At 66.6% G+C, this 15869-nt stretch carries 7 protein-coding genes and 2 pseudogenes; 4 read left to right on the forward strand and 5 right to left on the reverse strand.

Annotated features, from left to right (window positions below):
- The 5 genes and pseudogenes from NBRGI_RS42055 to NBRGI_RS49520 form a co-directional block, all read right to left on the reverse strand.
- Window positions 1-918 (reverse strand): SDR family oxidoreductase, encoded by a 918-nt coding sequence (locus tag NBRGI_RS42055; RefSeq protein WP_051728448.1) that lies wholly within the window; start codon window positions 916-918, stop codon window positions 1-3.
- A 16-nt stretch (window positions 919-934) separates the two neighbouring features.
- Window positions 935-2512: an NAD(P)/FAD-dependent oxidoreductase gene (locus NBRGI_RS42060; RefSeq protein ID WP_051728449.1), complete on the reverse strand. Its 1578-nt coding sequence runs from the start codon at window positions 2510-2512 to the stop codon at window positions 935-937.
- A gap of 25 nt (window positions 2513-2537) precedes the next feature.
- Window positions 2538-3569, reverse strand: a complete 1032-nt coding sequence (locus NBRGI_RS47100) for an alpha/beta fold hydrolase (protein WP_029903750.1) — start codon at window positions 3567-3569, stop codon at window positions 2538-2540.
- A 399-nt stretch (window positions 3570-3968) separates the two neighbouring features.
- Window positions 3969-4121: pseudogene (locus NBRGI_RS50065) on the reverse strand (KR domain-containing protein); the annotation flags it as partial.
- Between the two features lie 25 nt (window positions 4122-4146).
- Window positions 4147-10995 (reverse strand): annotated as a pseudogene (locus tag NBRGI_RS49520) (SDR family NAD(P)-dependent oxidoreductase); the annotation flags it as partial.
- Between the two features lie 726 nt (window positions 10996-11721).
- Between NBRGI_RS49520 and NBRGI_RS42075 the strand changes: the two are divergent.
- The 4 genes from NBRGI_RS42075 to NBRGI_RS42090 form a co-directional block, all read left to right on the forward strand.
- Window positions 11722-12306, forward strand: a complete 585-nt coding sequence (locus NBRGI_RS42075; RefSeq protein ID WP_148311171.1) for a hypothetical protein — start codon at window positions 11722-11724, stop codon at window positions 12304-12306.
- A gap of 765 nt (window positions 12307-13071) precedes the next feature.
- The gene (locus NBRGI_RS42080) at window positions 13072-13614 is read left to right on the forward strand and encodes a hypothetical protein (protein WP_014984574.1); all 543 of its coding nucleotides are present in this window, start codon (window positions 13072-13074) and stop codon (window positions 13612-13614) included.
- A 3-nt stretch (window positions 13615-13617) separates the two neighbouring features.
- Entirely contained in the window at window positions 13618-14829 is a 1212-nt protein-coding gene (locus NBRGI_RS42085) for a DUF6545 domain-containing protein (protein ID WP_029903757.1), read from the forward strand.
- Window positions 14830-15035: 206 nt separating this feature from the next.
- Window positions 15036-15869, forward strand: an 834-nt coding sequence (locus tag NBRGI_RS42090; protein ID WP_029903759.1) for a flavin-containing monooxygenase, incomplete at its 3' end; no start/stop codon positions are given.

Below are 15869 nucleotides of genomic sequence, written 5' to 3' on the forward strand. Positions count from 1 at the left end.
CTACGCGCCTCCCGACAGTTTCGCCGCGGCGGCCGGATCGGCGGCGAGCACGGCGGCGAAATACTTCTGCCGCGCTTCGTCGGCGAGCCGGTCCCAGCGCTCCCACGTCATCGGCGTCGGCTCGTGTTCGGGCACCATCCGGTAGCGCGACAGATCGTCGATGCCCTTGAACCGCGCCAGGATCTCGTCGTCCACCAGCGCGTTGCCGGTGAATTTCGCCGGATCCTGTTCCAGCACAGCCATAATGGCGTCGACGACGATGTCCTCGGTGCGCCAGTCCGCCGGGCTGCCGAGGCCGAGGTTCTGTGTCGCCAGCGTGCCGATGAGGGTGCGCGTCCAGATCGCGTTGCACGCGATCCCCGTGCCCGCCAGCTCCTGGGCCAAGCCGAACGCGAGCAGCGTCGCGTTCAGCTTGGACGCCATGTAGGCGACTTTCCCGCCGACGTGCTCGAGCACGTCGGGGTCCAGTGGCGGACTCAGGTTGACGATGTGTCCCCAGTTGCCCTTGCGCATATGCGGAATGCAGTAGTTCGCCAGCAGGAACGGCGCGCGGGAGTTGATGCTCATCACGAGGTCGTACCGCTTCTGCGGCGTGGCCTCGACCGCTTGAATCCACATCGCGCCCGCGTTGTTCACGAGAAAGTCGACTCGACCGAATTCGGCCACCGTCCGCTCGACGACGTTCTGTAGATCCTCGTCGTCGCGCACGTCGCAGCGCAGGCCGAGCGCACGCGCTCCGAGCGCCTCGATCTCGCGCACGGTGTCGGGCACGCTACCGGGTAGTCTGCCACCGCTTTCCATCGTCTTCGCGGCGATGACGACCGCGGTGCCCCGGCGCGCCAGCGCCAGGGCCAGGGCCTTGCCGATACCGCGACTGCCGCCGGTGATGATCGCTACCCGGCCTTCGAATTCGGTCAAGTTCGCACTCTCCTCGCTACTGCGCCGTCGCCTGCAGCGCCGACTCGGCCGGATCCCGCTGCGGCAGGTCGATCCTGGTGGCGATTTCCTGTTCGAACGAATCCGCCCACGCCTCCAAGCGGTCGACATTGCGCCGCATATCCGCGAAGGTCTGCGTGGCGGTCTTGTCGGTCAGCAGGTCCAGATGCAGTTGCGCGCAGATCGGCACCTTGCTGTATTCGACGAACAGGTACTTCTCCGGCTGTGGCGCCTGCGCCGCGAAAGCCCGGAAGTTCGCCTGCATGCGCGACTGGATGCCGAAGAACCGCGACGCGATCGGATGGAACTCCGCCGCGGCGTCCGGGCTGGTGAGCAAGCCGCGGAAGAGCATCTGCGAGGGCAGCGCCCAGTAGAACGAGGTATCCCACATCACCTTGGTGAACATGGCGGGCGCGTGCCCGAAGATGCTGTAGTTGTCGTGGTACATCTGCAGGTAGTTCGGCCACAGATCCTCGAGCAGCAACCGGTTGTAGGACTGGGCGACGTCCTCGGTCAGCCTGCCCTTGCGGTCGAGCTCGATGAGCCGGGTCGTGATCGTGTTGGTGTAGGCGATGTAGTCCGAGCCCGGGCTGTAGAACGCGTCCAGGAAGACCGCCGCCTCACCGACACAGGCCCAGCGGTTGTGCGAAAACGCTTGCGTGGAGCTGTAGCTCGCGTTGCGCAGCACCAGGAAGTCGAGCAACTCGGCCTGTTCGGTGAACTTCGCCAGCGTCGGCTCGTGCTCGGCGATCCACTGCCGTGCTTTGGTTTCGGTCGAGTAGGTCCGGAACGGGTGGTAGCGCTCGTCGGTGACGATGCCGATGCTGGTGTTCCCGGACGACAGCGGAATCATCCACACCCAGTAGCCGGTGCCCATCAGGTGGTTGGTCGAGAACCACCGGCGCTCTTGGGTTTTCGGACGCCAGGTGGGGCTGGTCGGCCCCGCCATCTCCTCTACGTCGTACTCGCCGCGCAACCGCCACCAGGCCGCGTTGATCTTGTGCGGGCTCGGCGCGCCGAGGCCCAGCTTGCGTTGGATCAGCTTGCCGCGGCCCGAGGCGTCGGCGACGAAGCGCGCCCGGACCGAGCGCTCCTCCCCGCCGGCCACCTCGTAGGTGATGACGTGATCGTCGTCGCCCTGCGCCAGATCCACATCGACGACCTTGGCCTGTTCGATCAGGTCGATGCCGAGATCCTTTGCGCCCCGGCGCAGATCGCGCTCGAAGATGCCGCGGTCGATCTGGTACGAAGGCACCCGGGCGAACCGGCGTGCGCCGATCTCCGGCCGTGCCTCGAACGGGCCGTGCTGGTCGCCGAAGAACAGGCGCAGTCCGAGCTTGTGCAGGTGGTGCTTGTTGAAATAGCCGGTGAGGCCGAGCTGTTCGGTGAAGTAGTGCGCGCCGCCTTCGACGGTCGCCTCCCCCACCTTGTACGCGCCGTCGGGGATATCGCCGCCGGTGCGCTCCAGCACCAGCACCGACAGTTCGGGCATCGTCCGCTTGAGCTGCCGCGACAGAGTGAGCCCCGCAAGCCCGCCGCCACAGATCACTACGTCGTATCGGTCAATCGGTTTCATCGCTTTTCTCCGTTCGAGCAGCTGCTCAGTGCCCATCCATGAGACTGGTGAAGCTGGGGTAGTGGTCCTCGGCGGACAGTTCGTCGGCGATCGTCCGCATCACCTGCGCGCTGGGATTCTGGATGAACAGATGCCCGCCCGGGACCGTGGTGAGCGAGAACCTGCCGCTGGTGAGCTTTTCCCAGCCCTGCAGTTGGTCGGCCTCGAACAGGGGGTCCTCGGAACCGCGCAGCACCGTGATCGGCGCCCGCAACACCACACCGTGTTCGAATCGGTAGTCGCCGAGCATCTTCAGATCCGCCCGGACCGCGGGCATCATCGGCTTCACCGAAGCCTCGTCCTCGACCGGAATGTTCAGCAGATCGTTGTCGCGCAGCACTTCCAGCACCCGGCTGTCCGTTTCGCGGTCCATGTCGAAGCCGTCGCGAATGTGCTTGAGGTTTCGCACATAGCTTTCGACCAGCGCCGGCGACGGCCACCCGCCGATGATGAGTTTCAGCGGCACCTCGGCGTACTGCTGTTCCAGATATTTGGTGAGCTCGTAGGCCAGCAGGCTACCCATGCTGTGCCCGTAGATCGCGAAGGTCCGATCCAGGTGCGGCAGCATCGCATCGGCCAGTTCCTCGATGAAGGCGGGCATGGAGTCGAACGGGACCTCGTTCACCCGGTCCTCGCGGCCTGGATACTGAATGCCCACCACTTCCACCGTGTCCGGCAGGAAGTTCGGCCACGGCGTGAACACCGAGGCGCCACCGCCGACGAACGGCATCGCGAACACCCGCAGCGACGCGGTACTCGACCGTCCCTTCACCGTGTGGATCCAGCGTTGCGTGCCCGCGCTTTCCGACGCGACCGGCAGCACACCGTTGGCCTCACCGAAGACCTGGGCGAGCACCTCGTCGGTGAGCTCGACCAGCGTCGGGCCCCGCATCAGACCCATGGTCGGGAAATCGATGTCGAGATGCTTGGCCAGCGCGTTGCGGATCTGCCCGGCCATCAGCGAGTCCATGCCGAGGTCGGTCAGGGCCACGTCGTGGGCGAGCCGGTCGATCGGCATGTCGAAGATCCGCGAGATCTGTTGCGAGAGCGCCTCGATCAGCCGCGGCTGACGCGCGGACTCTTCGAGCTCGAGCAGTTCGGCGCGCAGCCCCTCGGTGCCACCGCTCGCGGTCACGCCCGCGCTTTCGGCAAGCGCGAGATGCGCCAACCGCGGCGAGCTCCGGATGATCGGCATGACCTGGTTCATCTTCGACCAGTTGACGCCGAAAACGCTGGTGCTCGTGACACCCTGGGCCAGGCACCGTCCGATGAAATCGAGGGCGTGGTCCGGGATGATCGGTGTCCACCCGAGCCGGGCCAGGGTGTCGAGCTTGGTGCGCGCGACGAAGCCGACCTCGGCGAGCGCACCCCAGTTGACGGTCAGGGCGGGCAGGCCGTGCGCGCGCCGATGCTTGGCGAGCGCTTCCAGGAACCCGTTGGCCGCAGCGTAATTCGCTTGGCCGGGGGTGCCGACGTTCCAGCTCATCGACGAGTACATGACGAATGCGTCGAGTTCCAGCTCGCGGGTGTGGTTGTGCAGGTGCCAGGCGCCGTCCACCTTGGGCTGCACCGTCCGCAGGAACTGCTCCGTCGGTCATGCCGGCCAGCGGACCGTCCGCGAGCACCATCGCGGCGTGGTAGATCCCGCGCAACGGCGGCAGCTCCGCGATCCGTTCCAGCAGGCCGATCACGTCGGCCTCGATCGACACGTCGGCCCGCTCGAGCACCACGTTGACGCCCTTGGCCCGCATCTGCTCGATCGGCGCCGCGTTCTCTTCGTCGATCTGGGCTCGGCGGCCGACCAGCACCACTGTGCGTGCCCCGTTCTCGACCAGCCACTCTGCGGTGCGCAGACCGAAACCGGAGTAACCGCCGGTGATCAGGTAGGCGCCGTCGGCGTCGAAGGCATGGTCGCCGGTCACCGTCGGATGCACGAGCACCTCGGTGTCCGCGTCGAATTCGACGACGACCTTGCCGATCTGCTTGGCCGAGGCCATGAACCGGAATGCCGAGGCCACTTCGACCGCGCCGAAGGCGGTGTGCGGCAGCGCGGGCAGCGTGTCCGCGGCGATGCGCTGCAACACCTCCACCATCGCCTCGCGGCACAGTTCGGGATCTTCCAGCAGCAGCCGGTCGATATCGATCGCCGCGTAGCTCAGGTTGTTGCCGAACGGCTTCAGGCCGAGCTTGTAGTTGTCGTAGATGTCCTTCTTGCCGATCTCGAGGAACCGGCCGCGCGGCCGCAGCAACTCGAGGCTCTTCGGAATCGTCTCACCCTGCAGGGAATTCAGCACGACGTCGATGCCGTCGTAGCGCTCCCGGATCTCGTCCGCGAAGGCGAGCGAGCGCGAGTCGAACACCGCTTCGATACCCAAGGCCCGCAGGTACTCCCGCTTCTCCTCGCTGCCCGCGGTGGCCAGCACGGTCGCCCCGAGCGAGCGGGCGATGTGCACCGCGGCGAGGCCGACACCGCCGGCCGCGGCGTGCACGAGCACCCGCTGCCCCTTGCGCAGCCTGCCCACCTCGACCAGCGCGTACCACGCCGTCAGGTAGGCCATCGGCAGCGTCGCGGCCTCGGCGTCGGACAGCCGCGACGGCGCCTGGTAGACCCGCCGGACGTCGGCGACCACCAGCGAACCGAAGCAGCCACGGGCGAAGGCGATCACCCGGTCGCCGGGTGCGAACCCGTCCACCCCGGGCCCGACCTCGGTGATCACACCGGCGCACTCGACGCCGAGGTTCTTCTCGTAGAACCCGCCGAAAGTCGCACCGTCGGAGAGCATGCCGAGCGAGAGCATGATGTCGCGGAAGTTGAGGCCGGTGGCCAGCGGCCGGATGGCCACCTCACCGGCGCCGAGCACCGGCACCGCCTGCCGCTCGTAACGCAGCTGTTCGATCTCGGGATCGGCCGGCACCGACAGGGCGAACGGAGTCGGGTCCGAGATCCGGGCCGGCGTCGCGACCGAGGCCTCGAATTCGGCGAGCGACACATGTTCGAGCCGGTCGATGAACCGGGTCTCGCCGCGGAAGGCGATCTCCTCGTCCGCCGCGTCCACGTGCAGCAGCTCCTGGAAGAGCTGCGCGGCGCGCTGCGGCGCCGCGGCCGCCGGGTCGAAGTCGAAGATCTTCGCCCGCAGGCTGCTGTGCTCGCTCAACAGCACACGCAGGATGCCCCAGCTGGGCACCTGAGTGAGTGCGACCTGCTCTGCGCGCTCGATTACCTGCGCACCGGAGGTCGCCACCCACAACCGCGGCGCCTGCTCCCAATCCAGTTCCTCGACCGCCTGCGCCAGCGCGATCACGCTGTAGGCGCCTTCGGTTTCGACGGCGGGCAGCAACTCGGTGGTCAGTTCGGCGCCCGCGTAGTCCAGGTTCCACAGGTGCAGCACGCCGGCGATCTCGCCGGCCTGCGCACGCACCTGCTCGAGCACCCGCCGCAGGTCTTCGCTGCTGTTCGGCCGCACCCGGAAGGTGTTCGCGTCGATCTCGTCGAACTCCGTGCCGCGGGTGACCACGACACCGGCCGCGCCGCCCTCGGTGAGCAGCGCGATGTAGCGATCGCCGACCCCGTCTTCGTCCGCGAGCACGACCCAGGAGCCCTGTTCGATCCGCGGCTGATGCGGTTCGAGGTCGATCGCGGGGGTGCGCGCCAGGATCACCGAGTTGCCGGTCTGCTCCGGTGTCGCCATATCGGAGAAGATCTGCACGTTCTCGAAACCGATGCTGGGCAGGAACTCCCGCCACTTCGACTCCGCCATCAGCGGGTAGTCGGGCCGAACGTCGTGATCGCTGAACGCCCACCAGCCCTCGGTCATGCCGAAGGTCAGGTCGACCCAGTGCGGCGGCACCGTCGCCTCCACGACCAGCAGCATGCCCTGTGCGGTCAGCAGGCGCTGCACGTTGGCGAGCGTGGCACTCAGACTCGCGGTGGCGTGCACCACATTCGAGGCCACGACGATGTCGTAGTAGTGCGCGTCGAAGCCCTGGGCCTCGATATCGTGCTCGATATCGAGCACCCGATAGTCCACGAACTCGAATTCGGCGAAGCGATGCCGCGCCTTGCCCAGGAACAGCTGTGTGACATCGGAATACACGTACTCGGCCCGGTCCGCGGGCAGCTCCGGCAGGACGTAGCCGGTGGTGCCGCCGGTGCCCGCACCGATCTCCAGCACCCGGATCGGCCGGTCGCCGGGCAGGGCGCGCACGCATTCGCCGACGATCTTGCTGACGATGCGATTGGCCTTGCCGAAGGAGAACGAGGGGCCGTAAAGATCTGCGACCGACTGGAATTCGTCCTCGGGGAAGATCAGCTCGATGGGGTTCACGTCGTCGCGCAGCACCGCTACCAGCTCGGTACCACAGCGGCCGAGCACCGCCAGTTCGGGCTCGCATTCGGGATGCAGCTCCTGCAACCTGGCCAGTTCCGCGCGGGTGTCGACCCGCTCGGGGACCGTCAGCAGCCGCCAGGCGGCGCCGTCCTGCTCGGTGATACCGTGCCGCGCAAGCAGTTCCAGCAACCGGGCGAGGTAGCGCCGGTGCTTGTCGTGCACCCGCATCTCGGCGGCGAGCTCGTCGAGGGTGACCGTGCGGCCCACCGAGAACTCCATGCCCAACTGGTAGAAGGCCTCGGTCACGAACGCGATGCACAACGCGTCCATCACCGCCTCGGTGCTCGCGTGGTACTCGCGATTGACCGACCAGTTCTGCAATTCCTCGACCAGCGGCTCCACCGCCGCGTCGAGCGCGGACGGCGCGGCCAGTGCGGCGGGCATGCGAGTCTTCGTACGCACCGGCGACTCGTGCCAGCGGAACTCGTAGAGCCACTGCAACAGCGCGTCGCTGTCCTCGGCGGTCGTGGTGATCGACTTGCCCCGGAAGCCTTCGAGTTCGGCGACGAGCGTACCGTCCTCGTTCACGATCCAGAGATCACCGAAACAGTAGTTGATGTCCTCGCTGACCTGGGCGCGTCCGTAGCAGTAGACGCGACCGCTCGCCTTCGCGTAGAAGCTGAGCCGCTTCACCTCGACGGGCAGGTAGAGCGTCTTGTCCTCGTTGTTCGGGTCGTTGCCCATCGAGATGGACAGCGACTGGAAGCAGGAGTCCAGCACGGCCGGATGGATCGCGTGGCGCGGCGCCTCGTCCGCGAGTGCGGCCGGGGTGTCGATGCGGCCGAGCGACTTCAGGTCGGCGTAGCCGAGTTTGGTGATCGCCTTGAACGTGGGGCCCAGCATCAGACCGTTGTTGCGGAGCTTGGCGAAGACCTTGGCGGGCTCGATCTCGAGCGGGCATTCGGCGTCGAGTTCGGCGAACGGCACCGGCAGCTCGGTGTCGGGCGCGCCGCGACGCAACGTTCCGACCGAGTGCAGGGTCCAGTCCTTGTCACCGTCCTGCCTGCTGTACACGGAGTAGTCCAGCGACGGCGTCAGCACCACCTGGACGACGGGCGCGGGACGATCGTCGAAGACGAACAGCGCGCGCCGGAACTCGACGTTCTCCAGCGAGTACCGGCCGGCGCCGAACGCGTCCTCGGCACAGCCGAGCACCATGTCCAGATATGCCGCACCGGGGAAGACGATGGGACCTTGGACCCGGTGGTCGTCGAGCCAGGGGAAGCGATCCGGATCGAGCACGATCTCCCAGACGTGCTTGTCCGGTTCGTCCGCGACCCGGCCGACCTCGCCCACCAGCGGATGATGCAGCGCCGGGAAGCGCCGCTCACGCGCGGAAGGCGTTTCCAGCCAATACGTTTCACGCTGCCACGGGTAGAACGGCACCTGCACCCGGGCGGATACCCCGTCGAACAGGGCCGCCCACGACGGCTCGAAACCGGCCGTGTAGAGCGCGGCGAGCGAGGACAGCAGGGTGGCCCGATCGCTCTGCTTGCGATGCAGCGACGGGACGGCGATGCCCTCGGCGTGCCGCTGTTCGAGCAGCTCGCCGATGGCCGTCGCGTGGATCGGGTGCGGACCCAGCTCCACGAACGCCAGGTGCTGATCCTCGATGAGGCGATCGATGGTGGGCGCGAACCGCACGGGCTCGCGCACGTTCTGCCACCAGTATTCGGCGTCGAGCCCGCCGGTCGGCACGATCTCGGAGGTGACCGTGGAATACATCGGCACCGTCGCCGGACCCGAGGTGAGCCCCTCGAGCGAGGAGAGCAGCTCGTCGTGCAGCGGATCCATGTGGTGGCTGTGGAAGGCCACGCTGACCTGGAGCATCCTGGCGAAGATCTTCTCCGCGCCGAGCTCGCGCTCGATCTCCTCGAGCGCGTCGGGATCGCCGGCCAGCGCCACCGATTGCGGGCCGTTGAGCGCGGCGATGGCGACCCGGCCGCGATATCCGGCGACCCGCTCCTCCACCTCGCTCAGCGGCAGACCGACGGCGAGCATCTTGCCCTTGCCCGACGCCTGCTGCTGCACCCGGCTGCGGTGGAAGATGACTCGCACCGCGTCCTCGAACGACAGCCCGCCCGACACGTAGGCGGCAGCGACTTCGCCGATGCTGTGGCCGACCACCGCGGCGGGCACGATGCCCCAGCTCTGCCACACGGCCGCCAGGCCCACCTGCACCGCGAACACCGCGGGCTGGGCGATGAACGTCTCGCCGATCCGGCTGTCGGCTTCGTCGCGCCCGAGTTCCTCGGACACGGTCCAGTCGGCGTATTTGCTCAGTTCCGCGTCGACGCGCTGCACGGTCTGCCGGAACACCTCGTTCTGCGCCAGCAGTTCGCGCGCCATGCCCCACCACTGCGGGCCCTGGCCGGAGAAGACGAACGCGATCTGCTGTGCCGCAGGTGCTTTCACACCGGTGCGCACGGTTTCCGGTGTCGCACCACGGGCGACCTCACGCAGCGCGTCGCGCAGTTCGTCGGTCGAGGCGCACACCACGGCGAGCCGATGATCGTAGTGCGCCCGAGTCTGCGCCTGAGTGGCCGCGATGACCGGCAGGCTCGCCGCGGCGGGCGGCTCCTCCAGGTATTCCGTGTAACTCTCGGCGTAGGCCCGCAGCGCGTCCTTCGTCTTCGCGCTGAGCGCGAACACCACCGGCTCCTGCGTCTCGACGGTGGTCGCCTGCCCGTTCGCCTTGTCCGGCAACGCGTTTCCCGCGACCTGCGGCGGCCCCTCGAGGATGACGTGGGCATTCGAGCCGCCGAACCCGAAGGAGTTGACGCCGGCCAGTCGTGGCCGGTCGCCCGGCCACGGCTGGCGGGACTGCGCCAGCTGCAGGCCCAGCTCGTCGAACGGGATGGTCGAATTCGGCACTTCGGCATGCAGGTTCGCCGGAATCTCACCGTTGGTGAGCACCAGGCACGCCTTGATGACGCCGGCGATGCCCGCCGCCGACTCCAGGTGGCCCAGGTTCGATTTCACCGCGCCGACGATGCACGGGCCGTGCCCGTTGCGCCCCGGCGCCAACGCCTTTCCGAGAGCGCGCGCCTCGATCGGGTCACCGACGGAGGTACCGGTCCCGTGTGCTTCGACGTAGCCGATATCGGCCGGCGCCACGCCCGCGTCGCGACAGGCGTCCGCGATCATCTGCGCCTGGGCTTCCTCGCTCGGCACGGAGATGCCGTTGGTGCGGCCGTCCTGATTCGTCGCACTGCCCCGGATCACCGCGTAGACGCGGTCACCGTCGGCGAGCGCCGCGGACAGCGGTTTGAGGATGATGGTGCCCGAACCCTCGCTGCGCACATAGCCGTCGGCCGATTCGCTGAAGGATTTGGATCGCCCCTCCGGCGAGAGGAAGGTGCCCTGGCTGAAGCCGATGGTCGCCTCGGGAATGAGCAGTGTGCTGACGCCGCCGACGATCGCCATCGACGCCTCGCCCGAGCGGATGCTGCGGCACGCGAGGTGGATCGCGATCAACGAGGAAGAGCAGGCGGTATCGACCGTCATACTCGGGCCGCGCAGATCGAGCAGGTACGAAACACGATTCGCCACAATGCAATTCGTGACGCCGGTCATCGTGTGGCCGCCGATGAGGTAGCGGTTCTCCGGGTTGAGCTGGATGATGCCGTAGTCGTGTCCCGAAACACCCGCGTAGACAGCGGTTTTCGTGCCCGCGATACTTTCCGGCACGATGCCCGCGTCCTGCAGCGCCTCCCAGGTGGTCTCCAGAAAGAGGCGTTGCTGCGGGTCGATCCGCGCCGCCTCGTGCGGCGTGATGCCGAAGAAGTGCGCATCGAAGGACGTGACGTCCTCGAGGTAGCCGCCCGCCCTGGTGCGCAGGTGACCCGGCCGCGCCGCGTCCCGATCGTAGAACGCCGCGCCGGACCAGCGGTTCTCCGGAACCTCACGGACGGCGTCCTGCTCACCGAGCAGCAGTTGCCAGAAATCACCCACGTCGGAAACCCGTCCGGGGAACCGGCAACCGATTCCCACGACGGCTATGCCCTCGTGAGCGGTCGACTCGGTCTCGATCGATGAGCTGTGCACAGAATCCATCGCATTACCTTCGTTTTGTAACCACACGTCTATCGACCGGGCGAGACAACCGCACAGTTGGTGTCGTCCGATCGATCAGGATCCGTATCGACCATTCGCGCTTCGCCTGCGCGAAACGCCCCACCACGCCCTCGATTCCAGGTACGCGGTGGGATCGAGCAGGCTGATTTGATCGTCGAGTTTCCGACCGTCACTTGCCGAAATCGAGCCGGCGGTCATGTTCCCCCCTCGAGGACCATGACCGCCGATGCGAAATGTCCACCCGCCGAGAGCTTTTCGGTGGACCGCCGGACGGCATGGAGCTCCCGGCCGGTGCCTACTCCCCCCGAACGAGACCTCGGCGGTCGGACCGAGTCGTTCGGACGCCGGACAGCCGGCGATACATCGACGCTGAGGCGGTTGAGCTGGGAGGCACAGGGCGGCACATCATCAGGGGTCGTGCTGATCGTGCTGAACGTCCACATGATTTGTGCCCACCTCACGCCCGGTGCCCAGATCCGCACCCATGGTCAGAATTTATCGACCACAAGCAGTCATGTCAACACATCGGTGTGCATTCGTGTGCATCGAAGATCCCTGTCATGCACACGCTCGTGTAGTGTAACCCGACCCCCTGCGTGACGTCAGGCAATGATCTTGCTAAGGTGCTCGTTCGCGACCGGACATGAGAGGACATGCACGCGCATGATGACCAGCCCTGCACAGCCAAGTGGTATGGTGCTTGCCATGGGCGACGAGTTGGGCGCCAGCGAGACCGTGAACCGTGCGAGAGTCGAGTCGGCTGGACAGCGGTTCGGACGGCAGCTGAAGGCGTTCCGGCAGCGAAATCTTCCCGATGAGCTGATCACGCACCAGCACATCCATGACCTCGGGGGTCCTACACGAAATGTTCAGTCCCGGATCGAGAGCGGGCAAGTCGACACGATAAGCGCCACCACGGAGGCGAAGTACAACCGCGCGCTCGAGGCGCTGGGGCTGGCAGCCGGAAGCGCAACTGCCGCACTGCATCACGGCGGCACGCTCGGGGCTTCCCCGGCGGATGAAACCGCCGAGACCGTCGTGCCCGACGATGTCGAAAGCGGCGTGGACGCGTTGCAGAACTTGGCCCGCAAGCATCGATCGGTCGTGGACCTCGTGACCGAACTAGACCGGCTCGGCATCGAGTTGAAACGCGCACGCAGCCACACCGAGGGCTATCAGCTGGTCTTCCCGAAGACCGCGATCGATCGCCTGTTACAGGCGCTACAGAACACGGCCGAACCCGCACAGCCTGGGCGCGAGTCCGACCGAGACGACCATCCGCAGACCTAGCCGCCGAAGCAACGGGTCATGGACGTACGCACCCTCGAGACATGCCGGACGACCCGAGGATGCGGATCGGGGACCGTCCATGCGGGTCGCGTGACGCGACATCGGTTGAAAAATAAAGTATTTCGGCGAACCACGGATACGATCGCCCGGTATCGCCTACGCGCGCAACGGTTCCGGCGGCCGCCGGACCACGCACCCGGCCGCCTGGTGAAAACCGGTCGGCATCGCGTTGTTTCGTGGTCCGGCGAAAACTCCCCTGCACCCTGCCCTGCCGCCCGAGGTCGTGGCGCCGCCGCCCGTACCACCAGGACCGATCGCGTCCCTCCGACGGCGCCGATGCCGAATCTTGCGTTACTGTTGACCCATATCGGCCCAGGTCAAAGTGACAATCTGGAACTTCTGGCCGCGGAATTACAGCTACGCGAAGCCCGGGTGACAGGTAGGGTATATGCCAGCCCGGCAAGTCGACGATGGTGAGTCGATGTGTGTCGACATGCCGGTCCGCTGAAGGCATCCGGGACGATGGACGACGTCGCACTCCCGTTGAAACGGACGACTTCGACGAACAATATCGTGCCGGTGGCAACGATGCCGCTGTGGTGCGCGATAACAAGGTGGGATCTCCAGGTGCTCGGGGGAGGAAATCGTGAACGCATACGATCTGCATTCCACCGGCCTCGACGCAGCAGCTCTTACCAGCGGTAATGCCGACGGGTCGGACCTCACTGGCGCGGATCGCCTCACTCGAACGAGGAGGCAAGTGACATGTTGAAACTGTTCCGGCGCAAGGCCTCCACCCTCACGTGGAAGCCCACTCGCGGCAAGACCTCGACGCGGGCTCGCCTGCAAGCGCTGGTCGACAGTCTCGAGTTGCCGACGGACTGGACCATCGAGGAGTTCATCGCGTGCGTCGAACGCACGCGCGGGCGGCGCATCGTGCGGTTGCTGCTGCCGCCCACCGCACCGGTGGGACTGTGCGGACTGTGGCTGGCCTGCAAGGACTACGACGTGATCTTCCTCAGGCAGTCCTCGGACCCGGCGGTCGAATTGCACGTGGCCCTGCACGAGGTCAGCCACATGCTGCTCGGCCACGGCCAGGACACCTCGCTGTCCTCGGTCGAATGGAAGACGCTGACCAGTGAGGTCGCGTTGAACGACGCCATCGACCTGTCCATGGTCCGCGCCGCCCGCGGCGCCTCGAGCTACGCCTCGGTCGAAGAATACGAAGCCGAGCTGCTGGCGACCCTGATCAGCTTCCGCGCGCGGACCGTCGGACCGCGCCGCGACCCGATGTTGAGAGAGTTGTGACGCATGTGGCCGAACACCCACCTGTCGCCCTGGATCACCATCTCGGCAACGGTGTTCATCGTCGCCATCACCCTGATCCGGCTGGCGTCGACCCTGCACACGACGCTGTTCGGCCGCTTGATCAACACCCTGCTCGGCTTCGACGCCGCGGCGGCGCTGCTGCGTGAACCGGTCATCGCGCGGCAGGTGGCGAAGGTCGTCCCCGGCGGCCTGCCCACGGTGTTCGACGCCTGGCACTGGCTGACGGTGACCGCCTGGGCCTTCGGCCTCGGGATGGCGCTGCTGCACGAGAACGGCCCGGTCCGCTACCGCACCCAGTTCAAGGTCGTGCTGGGTCTTTCCGCCGCGATCGGCTTGATATTCCTCGCGCTCAGTGCGCCTGCCCGGGCCCACGGCCTGACGTCCATCGCCGAATACGGCGGCTGGCGTTTCGGCATCTACATCGGACTGTATTCGGCCCTGCCCGTGATCGTTTCCGGGTACTACTACGTCTTGAAGGTCCGCGGCACGGTGTGGCGGACGAACACACTGTGGGAACGATTCACCGTCGCCGCCCTCGTCTGCTTCGGTGTCGCCAGCTCACTGCCCGTCTTTTTGATGGCGATCGCCGCGGCGGCGGATGCCATCGGCGTGGGCAATGCGTTCACGCACAGTATCTTCGAACTCGTCGCCGACGGATTCACCTCGGGCGAGCCCGGGTTGTTCGTGTTCGCCGCCCTGGTCATGGTGTATGTCCCGTCCTCGGCGCAGGCGATCGTGCAGTTGCTGCGGCTCGATCGAGAATCGCGCGCCGCGCGCCGGGTGTACCCGATCTGGCGCGACCTCACCGCCGCCGCGCCGCAGGTCGTTTTCCGGCTCAAACGCGCAGACAGCTGGAATGTCTCACCGCAGGAACGATTGCACCGCAGGCGAATGGAAATCCACGATGCGGCCGAAATCGTCGCCAGATACGTCCTGCCGCTGCCGACGCCGGTCGACGAACTGATCGAGAACACCGTCATCGAAGACGAACAGGAACATATCCGAATGGTCGCCGAATTGGTGCTCGCCGCGCGCAGGCTCGCCGACGGTGCCGAGGCGGCGGGCGAGCCGACCGCACGCGGGACCGACGTCCCGGACGAGCAGACCCTGGTCCGGTTGTGGCAGCACGCGAAATCCCTGCTGCACGCGACGGATCTCACCACGACGATCCGAACACCAATCAGCACACCATGATTCACGACGGAGGGCGCCGAACGCAGCCCGTGGCATCGCGCACGCGATTCGGCGTGCGGCGGGCGGTGCACTGTGGTGTAATCGGTCAATTCCCGCCGCCGAATCATTCGGTGGCAGTGCGCATTCCGAGGGTCGGCCCACCGTCGGAAAGTCGACCGCGCAGGTCCCTCACCCGGACGCGCCTCTCAGTCAAGTAAAGGTGAACCATGGCATCGAACGATCAGGTGAGCACGGCGTCCCCGAATGTTCTCATCGTCGGCACCGGATTCGCCGGTGTCGCGATGGCGATCAAGCTGCTGGAGGCGGGCGAGCGCGATTTCGTCATCCTCGAGAAGGCCGACGGCGTGGGCGGAGTATGGCGCGAGAACACCTATCCGGGCTGCGGTTGCGACATCATGTCGATGATGTACTCGTACTCCTTTGCGCCGCATACCGGTTGGAGCCGAATGTATGCTCCGCAGCCGGAAATCCTCGACTACATCAAACGAGTCGTCAAAGACTACGGGATCGAGCCCTATATCCGCTTCCGCTCCGAGGCGGTGTCCTATGAATTCGATGCCGCCACGGACCGGTGGGTGGTCCGCACCGCCGACGGGGAGGAGTATCGGCCCCGGGCCGTGGTCGCCGCGCACGGCGCGCTGCACGTGCCGAACATCCCGGAGTTCAAGGGGCGGGAGAGCTTCACCGGGCCGGTTTTCCATTCCGCGCAGTGGGATCACTCGGTGGACCTGACCGGCAAGCGGGTCGCGGTGATCGGCACCGGCTCCAGCGGCGTGCAGCTGGCGCCCCAGATCGCCGGTACCGCAGCCCATGTCGAGGTGTTCCAGCGGTCCGCGCACTGGGTGATGCCGAAGATGGACCGTCCGGTCAGCAACGTCGAACAGCGCATGTTCAAGGCCTTCCCCGGCCTCATGAAGATCTACCGCAACTTCGCCTTCTGGCTGCACGAGGCGCCGGTCTACGGTTACTTCCACCCCCGCTGGAACTTTCTGCTGAAGTTCGTGGCGCTGCACCATCTGAAGAAGCAGGTGCCCGACCCC

The sequence above is a fragment of the Nocardia brasiliensis IFM 10847 genome (assembly GCF_000710915.1).
Classification (GTDB): domain Bacteria; phylum Actinomycetota; class Actinomycetes; order Mycobacteriales; family Mycobacteriaceae; genus Nocardia; species Nocardia brasiliensis_A.

Coding starts and splice junctions, on each gene's coding strand:
- NBRGI_RS47100 (WP_029903750.1), bottom strand. CDS start 3,569: ATGCCGATCGACCGGCTCGCCCACGACGTGGCCCTGACCGACCTCGGC.
- NBRGI_RS42085 (WP_029903757.1), top strand. CDS start 13,618: ATGTGGCCGAACACCCACCTGTCGCCCTGGATCACCATCTCGGCAACG.
- NBRGI_RS42060 (WP_051728449.1), bottom strand. CDS start 2,512: ATGAAACCGATTGACCGATACGACGTAGTGATCTGTGGCGGCGGGCTT.
- NBRGI_RS42080 (WP_014984574.1), top strand. CDS start 13,072: ATGTTGAAACTGTTCCGGCGCAAGGCCTCCACCCTCACGTGGAAGCCC.
- NBRGI_RS42075 (WP_148311171.1), top strand. CDS start 11,722: ATGGGCGACGAGTTGGGCGCCAGCGAGACCGTGAACCGTGCGAGAGTC.